The sequence below is a fragment of the Pantoea sp. DY-15 genome, assembly GCF_019795935.1.
GTDB lineage: Bacteria > Pseudomonadota > Gammaproteobacteria > Enterobacterales > Enterobacteriaceae > Pantoea > Pantoea leporis.
In genome coordinates this window covers 127,341-146,658 of record NZ_JAIMIF010000003.1, presented here as the reverse complement: position 1 = coordinate 146,658, position 19,318 = coordinate 127,341, and the positions used below count along the sequence as shown (strand labels likewise).

General features: G+C 54.7%; 20 protein-coding genes. 11 read left to right on the top strand and 9 right to left on the bottom strand.

Features of this window, described 5'->3' with window-relative positions; translation table 11 throughout:
- The first annotated feature begins 5 nt into the window (after positions 1-5).
- The 4 genes from ppx to mgtE all read left to right on the top strand — a co-directional run bounded on the left by ppx (position 6) and on the right by mgtE (position 4,053).
- Positions 6-1,532, top strand: a complete 1,527-nt coding sequence (ppx, locus tag K5Y32_RS13265; RefSeq protein WP_101763505.1) for an exopolyphosphatase — start codon at positions 6-8, stop codon at positions 1,530-1,532.
- Positions 1,533-1,553: 21 nt separating this feature from the next.
- A complete protein-coding gene (tehB, locus tag K5Y32_RS13260) occupies positions 1,554-2,159 on the top strand; it encodes a tellurite resistance methyltransferase TehB (protein ID WP_110866479.1) in 606 nt (201 codons plus the stop codon).
- Positions 2,160-2,312: 153 nt separating this feature from the next.
- On the top strand, positions 2,313-2,498 hold the full coding sequence (locus tag K5Y32_RS13255; protein ID WP_110866478.1) for a YfgG family protein: 186 nt from the start codon (positions 2,313-2,315) through the stop codon (positions 2,496-2,498).
- Positions 2,499-2,619: 121 nt separating this feature from the next.
- Positions 2,620-4,053, top strand: a complete 1,434-nt coding sequence (gene mgtE / locus K5Y32_RS13250) for a magnesium transporter (protein WP_222184472.1) — start codon at positions 2,620-2,622, stop codon at positions 4,051-4,053.
- Here the strand turns inward: mgtE and K5Y32_RS13245 are convergent.
- Together K5Y32_RS13245 and K5Y32_RS24915 are read right to left on the bottom strand one after the other, a co-directional pair.
- Positions 4,050-4,550 carry an AlpA family transcriptional regulator gene (locus tag K5Y32_RS13245; RefSeq protein WP_222184470.1) on the bottom strand — a complete coding sequence of 167 codons (501 nt, stop codon included), beginning with the start codon at positions 4,548-4,550 and terminating at the stop codon, positions 4,050-4,052. The two genes, mgtE and K5Y32_RS13245, sit on opposite strands and share 4 nt — an antisense overlap.
- Positions 4,551-4,563: 13 nt before the next feature.
- Positions 4,564-4,821 carry a hypothetical protein gene (locus K5Y32_RS24915; protein WP_255602647.1) on the bottom strand — a complete coding sequence of 86 codons (258 nt, stop codon included), beginning with the start codon at positions 4,819-4,821 and terminating at the stop codon, positions 4,564-4,566.
- A gap of 216 nt (positions 4,822-5,037) precedes the next feature.
- Between K5Y32_RS24915 and K5Y32_RS13240 the strand changes: the two genes are divergently transcribed.
- Positions 5,038-5,217: a DUF2158 domain-containing protein gene (locus K5Y32_RS13240; RefSeq protein ID WP_101763499.1), complete on the top strand. Its 180-nt coding sequence runs from the start codon at positions 5,038-5,040 to the stop codon at positions 5,215-5,217.
- 27 nt (positions 5,218-5,244) lie between these two features.
- Here K5Y32_RS13240 and K5Y32_RS13235 read toward each other — a convergent pair whose 3' ends face one another.
- Positions 5,245-6,021, bottom strand: coding sequence for a DUF3750 domain-containing protein (locus tag K5Y32_RS13235; protein ID WP_222184468.1), 777 nt, complete (start codon positions 6,019-6,021; stop codon positions 5,245-5,247).
- A gap of 191 nt (positions 6,022-6,212) precedes the next feature.
- Between K5Y32_RS13235 and K5Y32_RS13230 the strand changes: the two genes are divergently transcribed.
- Both K5Y32_RS13230 and K5Y32_RS13225 read left to right on the top strand, forming a co-directional pair.
- Complete coding sequence (locus K5Y32_RS13230; RefSeq protein WP_222184467.1) at positions 6,213-6,539, top strand: type II toxin-antitoxin system RelE/ParE family toxin; 327 nt, start codon at positions 6,213-6,215, stop codon at positions 6,537-6,539.
- Positions 6,540-6,543: 4 nt separating this feature from the next.
- A complete protein-coding gene (locus K5Y32_RS13225; protein ID WP_222184465.1) occupies positions 6,544-6,873 on the top strand; it encodes an addiction module antidote protein in 330 nt (109 codons plus the stop codon).
- 68 nt (positions 6,874-6,941) lie between these two features.
- On the opposite strand, the gene guaA is transcribed toward K5Y32_RS13225, so the two are convergent.
- Together guaA and guaB are read right to left on the bottom strand one after the other, a co-directional pair.
- Positions 6,942-8,522, bottom strand: coding sequence for a glutamine-hydrolyzing GMP synthase (gene guaA / locus K5Y32_RS13220; RefSeq protein ID WP_222184463.1), 1,581 nt, complete (start codon positions 8,520-8,522; stop codon positions 6,942-6,944).
- A 72-nt stretch (positions 8,523-8,594) separates the two neighbouring features.
- Positions 8,595-10,061 carry an IMP dehydrogenase gene (gene guaB, locus K5Y32_RS13215; protein ID WP_101763497.1) on the bottom strand — a complete coding sequence of 489 codons (1,467 nt, stop codon included), beginning with the start codon at positions 10,059-10,061 and terminating at the stop codon, positions 8,595-8,597.
- A gap of 169 nt (positions 10,062-10,230) precedes the next feature.
- Between guaB and xseA the strand changes: the two genes are divergently transcribed.
- The 4 genes from xseA to K5Y32_RS13195 all read left to right on the top strand — a co-directional run bounded on the left by xseA (position 10,231) and on the right by K5Y32_RS13195 (position 13,278).
- Positions 10,231-11,604, top strand: a complete 1,374-nt coding sequence (gene xseA, locus K5Y32_RS13210; RefSeq protein WP_110866471.1) for an exodeoxyribonuclease VII large subunit — start codon at positions 10,231-10,233, stop codon at positions 11,602-11,604.
- 51 nt (positions 11,605-11,655) lie between these two features.
- Positions 11,656-12,681, top strand: a complete 1,026-nt coding sequence (locus K5Y32_RS13205; RefSeq protein ID WP_222184461.1) for a M4 family metallopeptidase — start codon at positions 11,656-11,658, stop codon at positions 12,679-12,681.
- Positions 12,666-12,992 carry a protealysin inhibitor emfourin gene (locus tag K5Y32_RS13200; protein WP_137386280.1) on the top strand — a complete coding sequence of 109 codons (327 nt, stop codon included), beginning with the start codon at positions 12,666-12,668 and terminating at the stop codon, positions 12,990-12,992. Before K5Y32_RS13205 ends, K5Y32_RS13200 begins: the two co-directional genes overlap by 16 nt.
- A 103-nt stretch (positions 12,993-13,095) precedes the next feature.
- Entirely contained in the window at positions 13,096-13,278 is a 183-nt protein-coding gene (locus K5Y32_RS13195) for a general stress protein (protein WP_045814915.1), read from the top strand.
- A gap of 87 nt (positions 13,279-13,365) precedes the next feature.
- Here the strand turns inward: K5Y32_RS13195 and K5Y32_RS13190 are convergent, their stop codons facing one another.
- The 4 genes from K5Y32_RS13190 to bamB form a co-directional block, all read right to left on the bottom strand.
- On the bottom strand, positions 13,366-15,804 hold the full coding sequence (locus K5Y32_RS13190) for a glucose/quinate/shikimate family membrane-bound PQQ-dependent dehydrogenase (RefSeq protein WP_222184459.1): 2,439 nt from the start codon (positions 15,802-15,804) through the stop codon (positions 13,366-13,368).
- A gap of 327 nt (positions 15,805-16,131) precedes the next feature.
- The gene (locus K5Y32_RS13185) at positions 16,132-16,359 is read right to left on the bottom strand and encodes a zinc ribbon domain-containing protein (RefSeq protein ID WP_222184457.1); all 228 of its coding nucleotides are present in this window, start codon (positions 16,357-16,359) and stop codon (positions 16,132-16,134) included.
- 96 nt (positions 16,360-16,455) lie between these two features.
- Complete coding sequence (der, locus tag K5Y32_RS13180; RefSeq protein ID WP_101763491.1) at positions 16,456-17,946, bottom strand: ribosome biogenesis GTPase Der; 1,491 nt, start codon at positions 17,944-17,946, stop codon at positions 16,456-16,458.
- Between the two features lie 178 nt (positions 17,947-18,124).
- Complete coding sequence (gene bamB, locus K5Y32_RS13175) at positions 18,125-19,306, bottom strand: outer membrane protein assembly factor BamB (RefSeq protein WP_110866466.1); 1,182 nt, start codon at positions 19,304-19,306, stop codon at positions 18,125-18,127.
- Positions 19,307-19,318: the final 12 nt, after the last annotated feature.

Here is a 19,318-nt window from a genome sequence, read left to right as displayed (position 1 = left end):
CGCCTATGCCAATCTCACATAAAAGTACGCCGAAACCTCAGGAATTCGCGGCAATCGACCTCGGCTCGAACAGCTTCCATATGGTCATTGCCCGCGTGGTGGATGGCGCTTTGCAAGTGCTGGGACGCCTGAAACAGCGCGTGCATCTGGCCGATGGGCTGGATGCGCACAATCGCCTGAGCGAAGAAGCGATTGAGCGCGGGCTGAGCTGTCTGGCGTTGTTCGCCGAACGTTTGCAGGGCTTCAGTTCCGCCAACGTGACGATCGTCGGCACGCACACGCTGCGTATCGCCAGCAATGCGGAAGAGTTTCTGCAGCGCGCGGCCGAGGTGATTCCCTATCCGATCGAGGTGATCTCCGGCAACGAAGAAGCGCGTCTGATTTTTATGGGCGTGGAGCACACGCAGCCGGAAAAAGGCCGCAAGCTGGTGATCGATATCGGCGGCGGCTCCACCGAACTGGTGATTGGGGAAGACTTTGAGCCGCAGCTGGTAGAGAGCCGCCGCATGGGCTGCGTCAGCTTCGCCAATCTCTTCTTCCCCAAAGGCGAAATTACGCCAGAAAACTTCCGCCGCGCGCGCCTCTCCGCTGCGCAAAAGCTGGAAACCATGGCGTGGCAATATCGTTTGCACGGCTGGCAATATGCGCTAGGCGCGTCGGGTTCCATTAAAGCGGCCTGCGAAGTGCTGCTGGCGATGGGCGAAAAAGAGAAGCTGATTACGCCAGAAACGCTGGAATTGCTGACCAGCGAAGTGCTGAAGCATAAGTCGTTTAACGCGCTGAGCCTGCCGGGCTTGTCGGAAGAGCGTAAGGCGGTATTTGTACCGGGCTTGGCAATTTTGTGTGGCGTGTTTGATGCGTTAGCGATTCGCGAGCTGCGTCTCTCTGACGGCGCACTGCGTGAAGGCGTGCTGTATGAGATGGAAGGCCGTTTCCGTCATCAGGACATTCGCAGCCGCACCGCGCAAAGTCTGGCAAATCACTATGCGATTGATAGCGATCAGGCGCGCCGTGTGCTGGAAACCACCGAGAAGCTCTATTTGCAGTGGCAGGAGCAGAATCCCAAGCAAGCCAATCCGCAACTGTCGGCGCTGCTGAAATGGGCCGCGCTGCTGCATGAAGTGGGATTGACCATCAATCACAGCGGTATGCAGCGCCATTCGGCCTACATCCTGCAGAACTCCAACATGCCGGGCTTTAATCAGGATCAACAGATGCTGTTGGCCACGCTGGTACGTTATCACCGCAAAGCGGTGAAGCAGGATGAGATGCCGCGTTTCACCTTGTTTAAAAAGAAACAGTTTCTGCCGATGGTATTCCTGCTGCGTCTTGGCACGCTGCTGAATAATCAGCGTCAGGCGACCACCAAACCGGATTCTCTCAAGCTCAGCACCGACGACGGCCACTGGACGCTGACCTTCCCTGCCGGCTTCCTGAGCCAGAATACGCTGGTGCAGCTGGATCTGGAGCGCGAGCAAGCTTACTGGAATGATGTCACCGGCTGGAAACTGATGCTGGAAGAAGAGGAGTAATGCGGGCAACTGGCCCGCAATCTGGTTATGACTACACGCCCCGATAATTATTACGCTGAACAATACGGCCTCACGCCGACCCATTCTGAAGTGCTGGCGGCCCTGCCTCATCTTGAAGTAGGGAAAGCACTGGATTTGGGCTGCGGCCAGGGCCGCAATAGTCTGTTTCTCAATCAGCATGGCTTTGACGTGACGGCCTGGGACAGCAATCCCGCCAGTCTGGAGCGCCTGAACAGCATCATCGCGGAAGAGAATCTACAGAACATTCACACCGAGCTGTGCGATCTGAATAGCGTGCGCTTCAACGGCAGCTATCAGTTTGTGCTGTCGACCGTGGTGATGATGTTCCTGCAGCCGGCAACCATTCCGCAGCTGATTGCCGATATGCAGGCCAGCACGCGTAAATATGGCTACAACCTGATTGTGGCGGCGATGGATACCGATGATTATCCCAATACGCAAAACTTCCCATTTGCGTTTAAATCCGGTGAACTTAGCCACTATTACCGCAACTGGCATATTGTGAAATACAACGAAGAGGTCGGTGAACTGCATCGTCGTGATGAAAACGGTAACCGCATTAAAACCCGTTTCGCCACGCTGCTGGCGCAGAAAGCCAGTTACTGAATTAACGGCCGCTTTGTGCGGCCATTCGATTGTCTGATGTCGATCAGTGCGCTGAACCTTTTTCGCTCATTTTTCACACAGCGATTGCTTTAGCGATCTAAGTGTGACTAAATATTGCCTCCGCCCATCGGGCATTTACAGGAACCACCCCGCGTGAACAGCGCTATCTCTGCACGAAGACGTCCCAAAACTGGCACCATGACCCGCATTGTTTTACTGGTCAGCTTCTTAATTTTGTTCGGCCGCCTGCTTTTCATCATTCCCGGTGCCATCGAGCATCATCAGCAAAAGAAAGCCATCCCTGAACCGGTCACGCTGAGCACCAGTGATTCGCGCTAAATAATTTGCGGGTCGGCTGTCGCTGCTAAACATTGTCCTTTGAGACAATGCTGCTTTTTACGTCCTGTTACCCGCAACGCGCTACACTGTGAGCTGACTTTACAGACACAAGGAACGCGTTATGTCTGCTTCGCATTCACAAAAATTAGCTGAAACCCGTCATCACATTCTCAACCTGCTGCTCAACGAGCACGATCTGGTTGATGTTCTGCTGGATAAATCCGTCGATCTGAATGCCGCCGAACTGCGTGATATCACCGACTGGCGTCATGAATTAGAGCTTGAGCTGCAGCAATTGCACGCCGCGGATTTAGCCGACATCCTCGAAGCCTTGCCGGAAGAAGAGCGTCAGGCGCTGTGGCGTTTAGTGCCGACGGCACAGCGTGGTCACGTCCTGGTTGAGGCTTCAGAAACCGTTTGGGCCAGCCTGACGGAAGAAATGTCTGATCGCGATATTCTGCACGCCATCGAGCCGCTGGATATCGACGATCAGGTATATCTGGCGCGCTACCTGCCGCGCGATTTAACCGGACGTCTGCTCACCACCCTTGAACCTAGCCTGCGCGCGCGACTGATGAGCGTGATCGAGCTGGATCGCGATCGCGTCGGGCAGATCATGGATTTCAATATCCTGACGGTGCGCTCTGACGTGACCTTAGCCACGGTGCAGCGCTATCTGCGTAAAGGCAAAAAAATGCCTGACGGCACCGATAAGATCTTTATCACCGACGAACAGAATCAACTGTTAGGTGAGTTAACGCTCACTGATATTCTGCTCAACAAACCGAAGATGCTGGTCGCAGAAGTGATGAATTCGCATCCCACCACGTTTCAGCTCAACGATAAAGCGGAAGACGCCGCCAGCGCGTTTGAACGTTATAACCTGATCTCCGCTGCGGTCACCGATGCTCAAGGTAAACTGATTGGCCGTATCACCATTGAAGACGTGGTCGATTTGGTGAACGAAGAGAACGAAAGCAACATCCGTAAAATGGGGGGTATCAGCCAGGGCGAAGACGTGTTTGCGCCGGTGCGCAAAGCGGTGGGCAAACGCTGGGCCTGGCTGGCGGTTAACCTGTGTACCGCATTTGTCGCTTCGCGCGTGATTGGCCTGTTTGAAGCCACCATATCGCAGCTGGTTGCGCTGGCGGCGCTGATGCCAATCGTCGCCGGCATCGGCGGCAACACCGGCAATCAAACCATTACCATGATTGTGCGTGCGCTGGCGCTGCATCAGGTTGAACCGGGTAACTTCTCGTTCCTGATCATGCGTGAACTCGGCGTGGCATTGATTAACGGCCTGTTCTGGGGCGGCATTATGGGCGGTGTCACCTGGCTGATGTATGACAACCTGCAACTCGGCGGCGTGATGATGCTGGCGATGGTGCTGAACCTGCTGCTGGCCGCGCTGATGGGCGTGCTGATTCCGTTAATCATGACCAAAATGAAACGCGATCCCGCCGTTGGCTCTAGCGTGCTGATCACCGCGATCACCGATACCGGCGGATTCTTTATCTTCCTTGGTCTGGCGACGATATTTTTGCTGCATCATTAAGGCTTTAAACAGTGTGCGTAACGTTGCAGCATCTGCTGTAAATTGAGTTGCAACGTTGCGCGCGCCAGTTCACTCAGTGCTGGATTGACCCGCGTTGAACCACGCTGATTTAACCACTCCAGCACATCGATCAAATGCCATATGGCTGTTTTTCCATCATGAATCGGACGCGGAAACTGCGGGCTGTGGCTGAGCATCAGCTTGCGCATGTTCTGCCGCGAAACACCAATCAACTCTGCAATATCCGTTAACCCGACTAAATCTGGCGCGGCTTCAATCAGTTCAACATCTGGCAATGCCTGAAAAACATCCTCTAACGCGCTACGCACCGCGTCCTGTGCAGTGCTGGCTTCGCGGCAGAACGTCATGCTTAATTTTCCCGCCACGCCCGCACCAATTAACGCATCAGTGCAGCCTTGCGATCCGAGCCGTTCGATCACAACATCGATGGCGATCTCACCACTGAGCTGAAAACGCAGCGTAAACTCAAATTCCATGTTTCACTCCTCGTCACTTAACCCGCTGAGGGCTTTCACTGCAGTTATCCACCACGCGCCGTAACAGTTTGGCATGTGTGTCGGGATTTTTTGGCGTACTCCAAATGCAGGTAATACAGTAATCCCCACACCGACACTCTGCCGAGTTATCTGGGCAGTACATCTTGCCCCACGCATGGTGACCGCCAACTGTAATCTTCCAACCACTAGCTTCTGCATATCGCAAAGCTTCTTCGACCGCTTTATGCGGATGCCGCTTCCTGTCTGACATCGCTGATTACCTTATGCCCAGCACACCAAGTTGTCAACTGACAACCAAGAGGTATTTCGATACTATTTCAGCGACGAATGCTGCAGAAAATAACCAGAACGGTCTCAACGCGCTTTGGTTCCTTTTTGTGCTGGAAGACAGCGCACGAAATCAACCGCACAGCGCCTGAAGTGCATATAGACTCTATTGTTATCACTGACCTGACGGAGAAGAAGCATGTTTAACGTGGATGATTTTGTGCAGTCTAAGACCGGTGGCCCAAAGATGCAGGTGCTGCGCGTAGAGGGCGATATGCTGTGGTGCGCTCGTGTTGACGATCACATCAAGCGTGAAATTGAAGTCAGAGCCGATAGCGTGAATCTGTATCACGAAGACGGTGATTTCGGCGTCTGTTAAAAAAACGGCCCCAAATCGGGGCCATTTTTAGGGATTTTCTCGCTGCACATTGTTCTGCCCGATGCCGCCGATAAACGGCAGACGCAGCCGGAAAGGTGTGAAATCCAGCCCCATATTTAAACCCAGCAGATTCACTTCCAGCCCCTCTTCTGCGCCAAGCGTCACCCCCAACACGCCCAGCAAGGAAAGCTGCACGCCGCGACCTGAAGGCGGTAAACCCACTGGATTAAGTAGCGAGCGATAATCTTTACCAAGCGCGTTAGCCGGCAAGTCCAGCTTCAATGCCGGAACCTCGCGGCCAATGTGCGCCATGAAGGTATTGCTGTTGGGTCCCGGCCAGGCGTGATACGTGGTCGGCCACGGATAGGATTTAATTGCCGCTTCGATCTGCGGAATCATCGCTTCTGCGCTACTGCCGCGATGATCAACTAACAAACGCGGCTTCGCGCCGTACCAGTAACCATCCGGAAGGTTACTGTTACGACGCACTTTATCGCCGCTGCCCCAGCTAATCACTTCGTAACGGTTATAGCGGATTTCACCGGCGCGTTTGAAGATAATCCACGGATGTACCGCCACCGCGCCCTTCCAGCCATAAGTCGGCGCAGCATAAACCTGCACGATAGCTTCTGCCGCATAACGCTGTGGATCCGGTGCGATACCGGCCGAATCGCGCCTTGCGGACGCCCAGCCACCGCGTTCAGAGGTGAGCTCACCGCTACGCGTTGCCTGCGCCAGACTCGCGCCTAATGAAAGCAAAATGATGCAAAGAAAAGAGATCAGTACGGCTTTGAAAGGCAACATCGACGGCATCCTGATGAGTAAAAATCACTTGCTATCTTGCATCGAAATGGGGGGGGTTGTATTCACGAACTATGCGATGAAGCGAAAAAGCGGCATGCCTAACAGAAGTAAATTGATTGTACAAAATTTGATTGTCTTACCGTCATTTATAAAAGACAATCTGCTAAGGATTCAGTGCTTGCGAGGACGCTATGCTGTACACGACTCAACGTTATCAGGACGCTACCGGTAAAGTCCCCTACACTGAGTGGATCAAAAGGTTACGTAAAAAAGATCCTCGTGCTGCAGCAAAAATTGATATCCGCATTGACCGCGCAGAAAGCGGCAATTTTGGCGATCATAAGTTTGAATTGGATGGTGTTTGGGAGCTTAGAATTGATTATTGCCCCGGTTATCGTGTCTATTACACCCTTGATGGTGAAAGAATAATTTTACTCCTCGTTGGTGGAGATAAATCCACTCAAGCAAGCGACTTAATGAAAGCTGTAAAATTTTGGCGGGATTATCAAAAGAGGTAAGAATATGACTATCATCATTCAGTCTGCTAAAAAGAAAAAAGCAATAAACCACGATGATGCGATGGTAGCAGAGCTGCGCGAAAATCCTGAATATGCACAAATTTATCTGCAGACCGCTCTCGAAGATATTTATGAAGAAGGGGGTATTGCAGCCTTCCTCATCGCCTTACGCCGTGTTGTTGAAGCGCGTGGTGGGATCAGTGAAATATCAAAAAAATCAGGGCTGTCACGTCAACAACTGTATAAAACGCTATCTGAAAACGGCAATCCTACATTGACGACTCTTACGGAGATCACGCGTGCAGCAGGTGTGCGTCTTATTCCACAACACTAAACAGCAGAAGTCATAAAAAAGCCCGCAATTAAGCGGGCTTCGTTTTTACGCAGTGATCAAAGCAGGATTTATTCCCACTCAATCGTCGCAGGTGGTTTACCTGAAATATCATAAACCACGCGGGAAATGCCGTTAACTTCGTTGATGATGCGGTTAGAGACGCGGCCGAGGAAATCGTACGGCAGGTGCGCCCAGTGCGCTGTCATGAAGTCGATGGTTTCCACCGCACGCAGTGAAACTACCCAATCATATTTACGACCATCGCCCATCACGCCAACAGAACGTACTGGCAGGAACACGGTGAACGCCTGGCTGACTTTGTTGTACAGGTCAGCTTTATGCAGCTCTTCGATGAAGATAGCGTCTGCACGGCGCAGCAGGTCGCAGTACTCTTTCTTCACTTCGCCCAGCACGCGCACGCCCAAACCTGGACCTGGGAACGGATGACGATACAGCATGTCGTACGGCAGGCCGAGTTCCAGACCGATTTTACGCACTTCGTCTTTGAACAGCTCTTTCAGCGGCTCAACCAGGCCCATCTTCATCTCTTTCGGCAAACCGCCCACGTTGTGGTGCGATTTGATCACGTGCGCTTTACCGGTGGCAGAAGCCGCCGATTCGATCACGTCAGGATAGATGGTGCCTTGTGCCAGCCACTTCACGTCTTCCAGACGCAGCGCCTGCTCGTCAAACACCTCTACGAATACGCGGCCGATGATTTTACGTTTGGCTTCGGGATCGTTCTCGCCCGCCAGCGCATTAAGGAAGCGCGCTTCTGCCGCAACGTGCACGATGTTCAGACCGAAGTGGTCACCGAACATTTCCAGCACCTGCTCAGCTTCATTCAGACGCAGCAGGCCGTTATCCACGAACACGCAGGTCAGACGCTCGCCGATGGCGCGATGCAGCAGCATCGCGGTCACAGAAGAGTCCACGCCGCCAGACAGACCGAGAATCACTTTGTCATCGCCAACCTGCTGACGAATACGCTCAACCGCATCTTCGATGATTTTAGCTGGCGTCCACAGCGCTTCACAGCCGCAGATGTCACGAATGAAACGCTCAAGCATGCGCAGGCCCTGACGCGTGTGCGTCACTTCCGGGTGGAACTGCACGCCGTAGAATTTCTTCTCTTCGTTAGCCATGATGGCAAACGGACAGGTTTCGGTGCTGGCAACGGTTTCGAAACCGGCTGGGATGGCGGTGACTTTGTCGCCGTGGCTCATCCAAACGTCCAGCAGCGGTTTACCTGCTGCGCTAATCGCATCTTCGATGTCACGCACCAGCGCGCTCTGAGTCAGCACTTCAACCTGCGCATAACCAAATTCGCGCTCGTTAGAGCCTTCAACCTTGCCGCCCAACTGCATCGCCATGGTCTGCATGCCGTAGCAGACGCCCAACACTGGCACACCCGCGTTAAACACGTATTCCGGCGCACGCGGGCTGTTCAGCTCGGTGGTGCTCTCCGGACCACCAGAGAGAATGATGCCGTTCGGGTTAAACTGGCGAATTTGCTCTTCGGTGACATCCCACGCCCAGAGTTCGCAGTAGACACCCAGCTCGCGCACGCGGCGCGCAACCAGCTGCGTATACTGAGAACCAAAATCGAGGATCAAAATGCGATGTTTATGAATATTTTCAGTCGTCATTGAGGCGTTTCCATTGGGATGGACTTAATAATAAAAGCGCCCGGCGGGTGCCGGGCGCTAAATTTTACGGGATTATGAACCCATGCGGTAGTTTGGTGACTCTTTGGTGATGGTCACGTCATGCACGTGGCTTTCATTGATGCCCGCGCCGCTGATACGCACGAACTCCGCTTTGGTGCGCAGATCGTCAATGGTCTGGCAACCCGTCAGGCCCATGCAAGAGCGTAAGCCGCCCATCTGCTGGTGCACGATCTCTTTCAGGCGGCCTTTATAGGCCACGCGGCCTTCGATACCTTCCGGTACCAGTTTGTCAGCGGCGTTATCGCTCTGGAAGTAACGATCTGAAGAGCCTTTAGACATCGCGCCCAATGAACCCATACCGCGATAAGACTTGAACGAACGGCCTTGATAAAGCTCGATTTCGCCCGGAGACTCTTCGGTACCGGCCAGCATTGAGCCAACCATAACGGCCGCTGCGCCTGCTGCAATCGCTTTTGCGATGTCGCCAGAGAAGCGGATACCGCCATCAGCGATAACCGGAATGCCGGTGCCTTCCAGCGCGGCAACCGCATCAGAAACCGCGGTGATCTGTGGCACGCCAACACCAGTGACGATACGCGTGGTACAGATTGAGCCAGGACCGATCCCCACTTTCACCGCGCTCACGCCGGCCTGCGCCAGCGCCAATGCGCCTGCGCCGGTGGCAACGTTGCCGCCGATGATTTCCAGGTTCGGGTATTTAGCACGGGTTTCACGAATACGCTGCAGCACGCCTTCAGAGTGACCGTGTGATGAGTCAATCAGCAGCACGTCAACACCGGCAGCAACCAGCGCATCAACGCGCTCTTCATTGCCCGCACCGGCACCAACAGCAGCGCCTACGCGCAGACGGCCTTCCGCATCTTTACACGCGTTAGGTTTACGTTCGGCTTTTTGGAAGTCTTTAACGGTGATCATGCCCAGCAGGTGGAAGCTGTCATCAACAACCAGCGCTTTCTCAACACGTTTTTCATGCATTTTGTGCAGCACAACTTCGCGTGCTTCACCCTCTTTCACCGTTACCAGGCGCTCTTTCGGGGTCATCACCGCGGAAACCGGTAAGGTCAGGTCGGTAACAAAACGCACGTCACGGCCCGTGATGATGCCCACCAGCTCGTTGTCGGTGTTCACGACCGGGTAGCCGGCGAAGCCGTTACGTTCGGTCAGCTCTTTCACCGCCGCCAGCGCGGTGGTTGGCAGCACGGTTTGCGGATCGGTAACGACGCCGCTTTCGTGTTTTTTCACCTTACGAACTTCATCCGCCTGGCGCTCAATTGACATGTTTTTGTGAATAAAGCCTAAACCACCTTCCTGCGCCAGCGCAATTGCCAGACCGGCTTCGGTCACGGTGTCCATTGCAGCGGAGAGCATGGGGATGTTCAGACGGATGTTTTTCGTCAGTTGAGTGCTGAGATCAGCGGTGTTCGGTAAGACAGTGGAGTGAGCGGGAACGAGCAGAACGTCGTCAAATGTGAGGGCTTCTTTAGCGATTCTTAACATTGCAATATCTCCACCTGGGGGCGATTAAAACAGATAAAATATTGCCGCGGCATTATACAGGCCGAAACCGATTGCCTCCAGTGTTTTTTCAGAAAATGTCTTGATCCTCGGGGCAAGCAATGTAGTATCAGTTGATTAACCCTCTGATTTAAAATTTGATCTACATCACATGTCGCTACCGCCAACCGCCAATATTTTTACCGTCAGCCGCCTGAACACCACGGTGCGCCAACTGCTGGAAAATGAGATGGGCCTGGTGTGGCTCAGCGCTGAAATTTCAAATTTCACTCAGCCCTCTTCCGGTCATTGGTACTTCACGTTGAAGGATGATGGCGCACAAGTGCGCTGCGCGATGTTCCGCAACAGCAATCGTCGCGTCACCTTCCGTCCTCAACATGGCCAGCAGGTGTTAGTGCGCGCCAGCATCACGCTGTATGAGCCGCGCGGCGATTATCAGCTGATTATCGAAAGCATGCATCCGGCCGGTGAAGGCTTGCTGCAGCAGCAATTCGAGCAGCTGAAAGCGCGTTTAGCCGCGGAAGGTTTATTCGATCAACAGTTCAAACAGCCGCTGCCGGATCCGGCGCGTCAGGTGGGCGTGATTACCTCCGCCACCGGCGCGGCGCTGCACGACGTGCTGCGCGTGCTGCATCGACGCGATCCTTCACTGCCGGTGATTATCTATCCCACCGCGGTGCAAGGCGTGGATGCGCCGGCTGGCATTGTGCGTGCCATTGAGCTGGCTAACCAGCGCGATGAGTGTGACGTGCTGATTGTCGGTCGTGGCGGCGGTTCGCTGGAAGATTTGTGGAGCTTCAATGACGAGCGCGTGGCGCGGGCGATTTTTGCCAGCCGCCTGCCGATTGTCAGCGCCGTTGGGCATGAAACCGATGTCACCATCGCTGACTTCGTAGCGGATTTACGTGCGCCGACGCCGTCTGCTGCGGCAGAACTGGTGAGCCGTAATCAGCTTGAACTGTTGCGTCGTTTGCAGTCGCAGCAGCAGCGCATGGAGATGGCGATGGATTTCTATCTGGCTCAGCAGCAGCGTCGCTTCACGCGCATTCAGCACCGCTTGCAGCAGCAGCATCCACAGCTGCGTCTGGCACGCCAGCAAACCGCGCTCTTCCAGCTGCAGCGCCGTCTCGGTGAAGCGATGGACCAGCGCATGCGTGTGGCCAATCGTCAGCAGGATCGCCTGCTGCAACGCCTTAACGCCCAGCAGCCGCAGGGACGTATTCTGCGCGCTCAGCAGCAGCTCCAGCAATGGCACTATCGCTTACAGCAGGGCATGGAGAAGCAGCTCAATCACAATCGTCAGCGCTTTGGCACGCTGGCGGCACAGCTGGAAGGCGTAAGCCCGCTGGCGACGCTGGCGCGTGGCTTTAGCGTAACCACCGACACTCAAGGTCAGGTGGTGAAGAAAACCCAGCAGCTCAGCAAAGGCGACTTGCTACGCACCCGACTCGACGATGGCTGGGTGGAAAGCCAGGTTACCGCCCTCGAACCGCAGAAATCCCGGAGTCGCAAAGCACGTTCATAGTATGAAAACTATACTTTCTGGCACATTCGTAAAAGAGCCAGGGAGATTGGTATGTCTTACAGCGTTATTCCTCCTTACATTCTGCGCAATATCATTGATAACTGCTCCGGCGCGCAGCAAGACTACGCCCGCCGCACCCTCACCCACGTCCAACACTTGATGGGCGAACATAACGTTAAACCGGCAGGTACCGCCACAGCGCAACGAGGCACGGTGCTGCGTGCTATTTACGACGCCGAAGGGACGCAAAATCTGCCCGGCACTTTGGTGCGCGAAGAAGGCCAGCCGGGAAATGGCGATGTTGCAGCCGAAGAAGCCTGGAACTATCTCGGCATTACCTACGATTTCTTTTGGAAAACCTACCAACGCAACTCGCTGGACAACAAAGGCCTCAAGCTCGATGGCACCGTGCATTACGGCAAGGAGTATCAGAACGCCTTCTGGAACGGGCAGCAGATGGTGTTTGGTGACGGCGACGGCGAGATTTTCAATCGCTTCACCATCGCGCTGGATGTAGTGGCGCACGAGCTGACGCATGGCGTGACGGAAACCGAAGCGGGATTGATCTACTTCCAGCAGGCAGGTGCGCTGAACGAATCGATGTCTGACGTGTTTGGCTCGCTGGTGAAGCAATTCCACCTCAAGCAGAGCGCCGATCAGGCTGACTGGATCATCGGCGAAGGTTTGCTGGCACAGGGCATCAACGGGCGCGGATTGCGCTCGATGTCGTCACCGGGAACGGCTTACGATGATCCTGTGCTGGGTAAAGATCCGCAACCGGCCGATATGGCGCACTACATCGAAACGCGTGACGACAACGGCGGCGTGCACCTCAATTCCGGCATTCCCAATCGCGCCTTTTACCTCGCCGCTAAAGCGCTGGGCGGCTTTGCGTGGGAACAGGCCGGTCAAGCCTGGTACGACACGCTGTGCGACAAAACGCTGCCGCAGGATGCCGATTTCAGCACCTTTGCGCGCTTTACCGTGCAGCATGCCAATCAACGATTCAACAGCTCAGTGGCGGAAAAGATCCAATCCGCCTGGCAGCAGGTAGGCGTAACATGGACATCCAACTGACCGATGACGCAATCATCGAGCTGGCGCGGGAAGGCGGAATCGCTTTTATCCCTAAACTGCGCGGCGAACGGCGCTTTGCGCTGGCGGAACTGCCGGAACCGCAAAAGCAGCGCGTCTGCGAAGTACTGGAACAGGCAATGCCCTTGGGGGAAACGGAAGATCAGGCGGCAAATGTCGGTCGTGGCGATCAGCGCTACTTCCGCATTCAAATCACCTACGCCACCCATCGCGAAGCGGGAAGTTTCGTGATTTTAATTCCCGAACAACTGGCGCCCCCCGAGCTGCAATCGCTGTGGCGAGACGGTGAATAGGTTATCGGAGATCTCTCAAGGCAGAGCGTAACTGATTGACTATACTCATTATGTGGCTAGCTAGTCCACGTCGAAGAAAACACCCTTAGATGAGGTCTCTGCTATGACACAAAAAAAGCAACGAGGTGGTGCCGGGAACTTTGCAGAGGACCCGGAGCGCGCCAGGGAAGCCGGTAGCGCTGGCGGCAAAGTCAGTGGGGGTAATTTCAGAAACGATCCTGAAAGAGCCAGGGAAGCTGGAAGAAAAGGAGGTCAAAAAAGCCGTCGCCCTTCTAAGCAGCAGTAATTAAGGTGCCTTAAAGGAAGAGATGTGCCACGGAGGGTGATAAAAAAAAGGCCGACATCATGATGTCGGCCTTTCTCCTTTTTTAACTTACTTGCTGTCTGGCAGCGCGTAAGCAATCACGTAATCACCACGGTCTGGCGACTGACGTGCACCGCCTGCGGAGATCAGGATGTACTGTTTGCCGGTTTTCGGCGAAACGTAGCTGATTGGACCGCCCTGGCTGCCGACTGGCAGACGTGCTTTCCACACTTCTTTACCGGTTGAGCTATCGAAAGCGCGCAGATAGTAATCCTGCGTACCCGCGATGAACACCAGGCCACCCTGCGTTGCCAGCGTGCCGCCTAAGGTCGGCATGCCAATTGGCATTTTCGCGCGCATTTTGATACCAAACGGACCGGTATCTTCTACCGTACCCACCGGCACCTGCCACACGATCTGACGGGTTTTCATGTCAATCGCTGACAGCGTACCAAACGGCGGAGCCTGACACGGAATGCCCAGCGGCGACATGAAGCGGTTTTTGTTCACCGCGTACGGTGTGCCTTTCAGCGGAACCGCACCCATACCGGTGTTGATAGCTTCACCACCGTTGCTGGCCGCCGTTTTGCTGGTGTCTTGTGGAATCATCTGTACCCACAGGCCCAGACGCATGTCGTTAACGAACATGTACTGGTTGTTCGGGTCAAACGAGATACCGCCCCAGTTCATACCGCCCAGTGAACCTGGGAAGCTGAGGGATTTATCGGTATCCGGCACGGTGAACAGACCATCGTAACGCATGCCTTTAAAGGCAATACGGCACGCCAGCTGATCAAACGGTGTTGCACCCCACATATCCGATTCCGTCATTTTCTGGTTGCCGATATTTGGCATTTCCACAGAGTGCGGCTGAGTTTTGGTGTACTGCTCGTTCGGGATGTGACCCTGCGGCATCGGCAGCTCTTCAACTTTGGTCAAAGGCTTGCCAGTCAGGCGGTCCAGCACCCAGATCATGCCGGTTTTCGCGCCGATAACTACGGCTGGCTTGTTGGTGCCATCCTTCATCGGGAAGTCGACCAGGCTCGGCTGCATTGGCAGGTCGAAGTCCCACAGATCGTTATGCACGGTCTGATAAACCCACTTCTGCTTACCGGTGGTGGCATCCAACGCCAGGATTGATGCGCCGTAAGTGTGATCCAGTTTGGTACGGTTCGCACCCCACAGATCCACTGACGAGCTACCCATCGGCAGGAACACGGTGTTCATTGCCGGATCGTAAGACATTGGCGCCCACGAGTTTGGCGTACTGCGGGTGTAATTTTTATCCGGCATCAGCACCGCATTGGGGTCGTCATTGCCTGGGTCAAACGCCCAACGCATCTGACCGGTGATGACGTCAAAACCACGCAGCACGCCGCCAGGCATGTCGGTCTGTACGTTATCGGCGACACGACCACCCACAACAACAGTGGTACCGGCCATCGCTGGCGGTGACGTCAGCTGATATTGCGGATCTGGCGCACTGCCCAGACCGGTTTTCAGGTCAACCACACCGTGCGTACCGAAGGTGTCGCACAGCTCACCGTTGTCGGCGTTGATAGCAATCAGACGCGCATCAATGGTGTTCATCAGAATACGACGCTGACAGGTATCGCCAGCAGGCAGCACAGCGGCAGTAACCGGCGTTGAACCCGGCTCGGTTGGCTGCTGCAGCGGTTTAGTTGCATCGAAATAGGCTAAGCCACGGCAGCGGTTCCACACTTCTGCCTGCGCGTTGATTTCGCGTTTCCAAATTTCCTTACCGCTGTCTGCGGCAACCGCAATCACATTGTTATGCGGGGTGCACAGGAACAGCGTGTTGCCCACCTGCAGCGGGGTTTGCTGATCTTCCGCACCGTTACCGGTTGGGCTGATTGGCGTATCGCCAGTGTGGAAAGTCCAGGCAACCTGCAGGTCTTTCACGTTGTCACGGGTAATCTGATCGATGGCAGCGAAGCGGTCGCCACCCGGCGTACGGCCGTAGCTGCTCCAGTCTTGCTGAGGTTTTGATTTATCGACCGGAATCAGCGGCAGCTGTTTACCGTCAAACGCCACGGTAGGATGCGGCTGGAACATCTGCACGAAGGTCGCCACCATGCCCACCGCGATCACCGCAGAGAGCACATAAGAGACTTTCGCCAGAGAGCTTTTGCCTTCGCTTTTACGCAGGGCTGGCCAGGTGAGGAATGCAAACAGCATCAAACCGGCCGGCACCATCAAGCGTGATACCAGCGGCCAGAAATGCAGGCCTGCATCAAACAGTGACCAAATCAACGTGCCAGCAAACACCAGAATAAACAGGGTGACGGCGGATGATTTGCGACGGAAGAACTGAATGGCCGACAGCAGCATGACGATACCGGCGATGAGGAAGTACCAGCTGCCGCCCAGCGCGACCAGCTTGCCGCCGCCGATTGCGAAGAACAAGCCGATTGCCAGCAAGACCAGGCCAAACAGTACGGACCAGATGCTCAGCCCTTTGCCGGGACGAGCGGAATTTTCTGCCATAACAAAAACTCTCCTGAAAAAATAAAGCGCTGGCGCCGATAAATCTGTGGCAGCCGATGACAAGGCCCCAGCCGAAGCGGGAGACAGGAACTATTCCGTTACGCTTTATTTTATATCTATTGGTACGGGTGCAATGCCCGTGATTCGGCGCTTGTGAGCGAGGACACAACGCAGGTGAGAGTGATTCTCGCGACAAGGCGGCAGGATTGTACCACCTGGTACAATAAGAAGTGAATATCCATAACGCGGCAGTCACTGGTTAATAGCATTTTTGCTACAAATCCAGGCGTAACTTGTTAATAAATATAGGCGTGAAAGCCGGAGTTTTTAATCTGCGGTGAAGGCAGGCGTAAATTCGACGCGCTTTTTCGAGATCAAACCGTCGCCGTGCTGACAAAAGTAATCGACAGCGCCGCAGGCTTTCAGCACTTGTAACGGCTGATGGCAATCCGGGCATAAGGCGATACGATCGAAATGACGTTCACAGTTGGGGCAGTCAAAACCGGTTTCACTGAGAGTGAGTAATTGCTGACAGGCTGGGCAGGAAAAATTCATCAATTGTCCTCTGCGCTTTGGATGGCGGTCGCCATGAATGGCGACCCTACGAGTTACAGGTGCATAAAAAAAGGGCCCTGATGGGCCCTTCTCATCTTAACGCTTGTTCTTCTTAAGATGCGACATCAGACGCTGACGTTTACGCTGCTGCGTTGGCGTCAACAGGTTGCGTTTGCCCGCGTACGGGTTATCGCCCTCTTTGAACTGAATGCGAATCGGCGTACCCATAACGTTGAGTGAACGACGGAAGTAGTTCATCAGGTAACGCTTGTAGGAATCGGCCAGATCTTTCACCTGGTTGCCGTGAATCACCACGATTGGCGGGTTATAACCACCGGCGTGCGCATACTTCAGCTTCACGCGGCGACCCCGTACCAACGGCGGTTGGTGATCGTCGGCGGCCATAGTCATGATGCGCGTCAGCATTGCGGTGCCCACACGCTTGGTGGAGCAGTCGTACGCTTCGGTCACCGATTCGAACAGGTTGCCGACGCCGCTGCCGTGCAGGGCGGAAATAAAGTGGATGCGCGCAAAATCGATAAAGCCCAGGCGGAAGTCCAACATCTCTTTGACTTCATCTCTGGCTTCCTGCGTCATGCCATCCCACTTGTTGACCACGATCACTAGTGAGCGCCCACTGTTCAGGATAAAGCCGAGCAGCGAGAGATCCTGATCGGAGATTCCGGCACGCGCATCAATCACCAGCATTACCACGTTAGCATCTTCGATAGCTTGCAACGTTTTGATAACTGAGAATTTTTCGACGGTTTCGGTGATTTTACCGCGCTTACGTACGCCAGCGGTATCAATCAGGACATACTCACGTCCGTCACGTTCCATCGGAATATAGATGCTGTCGCGCGTGGTGCCCGGCATGTCGAAGACCACGACACGGTCTTCGCCAAGAATGCGGTTAGTTAGCGTTGACTTACCCACGTTCGGGCGGCCAACGATAGCGAGTTTGATTGGCAGTGTGGTTGGGTCGAAATCTTCTTCTTCCTCTTCCTCCAGCGCCTTCTCACTCTCTTCTTCTAAATCGGCCCAATAAGCAGCGTTCTCTTCTTCTTCAGTGAGCTCGACTTCTGGAACGATTTCTTCCATCCACGGCAACAGTGCGGTTTCCAGCAGGCTGTTAACGCCGCGGCCATGCGAAGCTGCAATGGCGTGAATCTCGCCTAAGCCCAGCGCATAGAAATCCAGCACCGCCGCTTCCGGGTCGATACCGTCAGTTTTGTTGGCGACAACAAAGGTGGCTTTCTCACGGGCACGCAGATGATTGGCGATTTGCTGATCCGCCGGCATTACGCCCGCGCGCGCATCCACCATAAACAGCACCACATCGGCTTCTTCAATCGCCAGCAGCGACTGCTCCGCCATGCGGTTTTCTACGCCCTCTTCGGTGCCATCAATACCGCCGGTATCAATAACAATGAATTCGCGCCCTTCCACTTCGGCGCGACCATATTTGCGATCGCGAGTCAGTCCAGGAAAATCCGCCACCAGCGCATCACGTGTGCGTGTTAAACGGTTAAATAGCGTAGATTTTCCCACATTGGGACGCCCAACCAGCGCGACCACAGGTACCATAACACTTGCCTCAGTTTTTAAAATAATTCGCCCGAATGGCGTGATTATAACGACATTTGACGCCAGGCGTCAGGCTGAAGGCGCAAAGAATACCATGCCTGACTAAAAACGAAACGGCCCCTGACGAATCAGGAGCCGTGTAAGCGAGCGGGAAACGCGTTCCCGCAGAGCCAAATCCTTAACGGGTGATGGCGTAAACTTCTCCGCCTTTCGCCTGGATCAGCAGCTTGTCACCGGCAACAACCGGTTCAGTCTGGAAGCCATCGCTGTCCAGTTTCTGCTGCGCCACGAAGCGGCCGTCAAGGGTGTTAATCCAGTGCAGATAACCTTCGCTATCACCGACAACCAGATAACCGTTGAACAGCACCGGCGAGGTCAGATTACGATGCAGCAGATCGCTTTGACGCCAGATGGCTACGCCACCGTCAGCATTCAGGGCAATCACGCGGTCATCCTGATCGACCAGATAGATACGACCCGCATCCACCACCATGTCTTTCACGCCGCCAATCTCACGTTTCCACAGCACCTGACCAGAACGCAGTTCCAGCGCGGTGAGGTTACCGTTATACGCCAGCGCATAAACCACACCGTTTACCACGACTGGCGTAGTATCGACGTCGCTCAGGCGATCGATTTCCGTGGCGCCGCTTGGCTGCGAAATACGCTGCTGCCAAATCAGCTGACCTTGATTGACGATGACTGCGCTCACGCGGCCATTATCGCCACCCACAATTGCGCCACCAAAGGCCACGGTCGGGGCTGATTCACCGCGCAGTGACAGCGCAGGCATATCAAGGTTAACAGTCCATTTGATCACGCCAGTGCTCTGATCAAGGCCTTGCAACATACCGTTGCTGGTGTGAACCAGCACTAAACCGTCGCTCACCACCGGACGCGACAGCGCTTCACCGGCGACCTTGGTCTGCCAGGCAATGCCACCATCGCTGGTATTCAACGCAAATACCTGTCCACGTTCGCTACCGATGTAGATGCGGTCGCCGCTGGCGGTGACGCCGCCAGAGAGCAGTGCCGAGATGTTTTTCGAGAAGAAGCCGGTTTTCTCAGAGAGATCGACTTTCCATTTCTCTTTACCATTGCTGGCATCAAGCGCTTTAACCACACCAAAACGATCCGCAGCATACACGGTACCGTCCAGCCAGGCTGGATGCAGATTGGAATAGAAATCACCAACGCCATCGCCAACCGAGGTGCTCCACGCGGTCTGCGGCGTAAACTGGTTTTCCACTTTAGGCAGCGGGGCCATTTTCACTACATCTTCTTCGCCGCTGAACAGCGAGCAACCGCTGAGCAGAGTGACTGAAATCAGCCCTGGCAGCAGGTATTTACGTAATTCCATGTGCGCTCTCTT